1 protein-coding gene is annotated in these 2,418 nt (G+C 49.4%); it reads left to right on the plus strand.

The genetic code is table 11. From position 1 onward, the window contains the following. The first annotated feature begins 1,017 nt into the window (after nucleotides 1-1,017). On the plus strand, nucleotides 1,018-1,878 hold the full coding sequence (gene murI, locus R2Q26_RS15650) for a glutamate racemase (RefSeq protein ID WP_411182376.1): 861 nt from the start codon (nucleotides 1,018-1,020) through the stop codon (nucleotides 1,876-1,878). Nucleotides 1,879-2,418: the final 540 nt, after the last annotated feature.

The following is a 2,418-nucleotide window of genomic DNA, read 5'->3' on the forward strand; positions in this document are numbered from 1 at the left end:
TTCTTGCCATGATTTTTTCCTCGTAATTCATGGCTATATTGTTTCATTTCTTCATTTTTCAATGCTAATTGGAATAATAAGTCAAGTCGCTCAAAGCAGCTCGCGTTGCTCGCTGGACAGTCCCAGTCGGTGCAGAGAAAAGGTGTCAGTCATTGTATCTTGCGAAATGAACGAATTGACCGACTAACAGTAGGAGATATTAGGGATAGACTACAGTTTACTGGTAGATAGAAAACTTACAAAACTTACCGCGAGCTGTTCCGTTATAAATTGACCGGGACTGGTGGATGAGATCCAACAGGCAACGAATGGTACAGCGCGCTGCAAAAAAGTGCAAAAAAGTGTCAGTCATTGCATAGTGCATGAAGTGCATTTATAAAAAAGGACGCTACCCTTTATTCTCCCTTTTCATTCCTTGGACGCCCTAAAGGACGATAACGCAACAATCTACCCGTAATCTTTTCCAATCCTCGAATAAAATTTTCCTCCCCCAAGGTAAACCTTTTTCAATATTTCGCCGCAACAATTCAAGTTTCTCGGGATCATCATCTTCCGCCAACCATGCAGACCAATTCGAAATTTGATCGCATTGTTTTTCACTCAGTCTTTTGACTCAATATCGTATCTTCCTTTAACCCACAATGCGCCACGGCACTCGACCAGGAATAATCTTCCGCTTTGGCAGAAACACACAGGGTCAAGAAACACACAGTGTCAATATACGAGGTCTTGCTTTTTGCTAAGCTAAACGAATACCAACAGGCACTGCGAGATTGCTCGGTACGTAGCTGTAGTGCTTAAGCCTGAGTTTGTCACGTATCTGGTCCAAAAGCCGGAATCTATTCATCATATTTGTGAATCTAACAAAGTTTGTTATGATGAAAGCTAAATCAATGCAATTCTATAAAATTTAAGGAGATAGCATGCAACTTGTCGTGCGAGGTTTCACTTTTGACGCAATATATTGCGTCATTTCGGAGGTCTAATTCTAATTAGGTCCCGCGCAACGCCCTCGTCATGCATCTCGCAACCTCTTCAATCGCACCCATCGGCGTCTACGACTCTGGTGTTGGTGGGCTATCAGTCTTGCAGGCGCTCCAAGCCGCCCTACCCGCGGAGTCCTTCATTTACGTCGCTGACAGCAGACACGCACCATACGGCGACCGCTCCGCGACGTTCCTCGAGGCACGCTCCGCGGAGATCACCAGCTTTCTCCAGCGCTGCCAGGTGAAGGCATTGGTACTCGCTTGCAACACGATCAGCGTAGTCGCGGCGCGAGCCCTTCGCGCCAGACACTCCCTACCCATCGTGGCAATGGAACCAGCGATCAAGCCAGCCGCGTCAGCTACGAAGTCTCAGGTCGTCCTCGTCCTGGCGACGCCGAATACGATCAGGAGCCCCTCGGTAGTAAGCCTGTGTAAGGAACATGGGGCGCGTGCTCGGATCATCCTGCAACCATGCCCCGGGCTTGCCGAACAAGTCGAACGCCGTGAGCTCAACAGTGACACCACCCGACGGCTCCTTGGTCAGTACATTCGTCCTGGCCTTCTCGCCGGCGCTGACATCATCGTGCTGGGCTGCACCCACTATTCCTTCCTTGCGACCGAGATCGCCAAGATCGCAGGTCCATCGGTCTCCGTCATGGAGCCGTCTGCTGCCATTGCCCGCCAGCTCGCTCACAGGCTCCCTCAGCCACTTCGATCAGCATCACCTATTATCGGCGCGACGACTTTCTACACTTCCGGCAGCACGCAGGACTTGCGAGCCTTCTTGTCCGTGCTCGGCAAAACGAATGCAGACATCCGCAATTTGCCCGGCGAGGCCCTAACATGTCGTTCAGCCGAACACGCAGAGGCAAAGCCTCTGTGTGCCGGTTAAATCTATGTTGGGGCATCACATTACTGCCATGACCACACCTAATCTCCCGATTTCAACGGAGTGACTACTGAACTCCACTTCAGTCCTGCCCTGTGAAGTGGTGCTATCGGTGCCCTGGTTGTAACTACCTCAACCGGACAAAAGGGTACTGGGTGGCTTGTCTCAGACACAAAGCACACATAGGGCCAAGCACACATAGGGTCAGGTCTTGCTTTTTGCTGAACTAAGCGAATACCAACAGGCAAAAGACAAGACTTCGTATATTGATACTGCGCGTTTGTTTCACACATAATCGGAAATCGTGGTCTGTCCTATTGTGCACTGACTGTGAAACAGACGAATGAACCCCAGCAGATGGGGTTGTTTGATGAAATTAGGGATTGATATGGAACAAGAAAAAAACGATGACCTAAAGTGGTGTGCCTGGGATCTTGACGAGCGCATGGTCACACTCGCTTTTGATACTAGAGCATTCTGCATTTAAGTACGTCCATACCCTGAATTCAGGAAGTAATTTCTGCATTCATATGCTGAGAAGAG

This window comes from Nitrosomonas sp. Is37 (assembly GCF_033063275.1).
Lineage (GTDB): Bacteria > Pseudomonadota > Gammaproteobacteria > Burkholderiales > Nitrosomonadaceae > Nitrosomonas.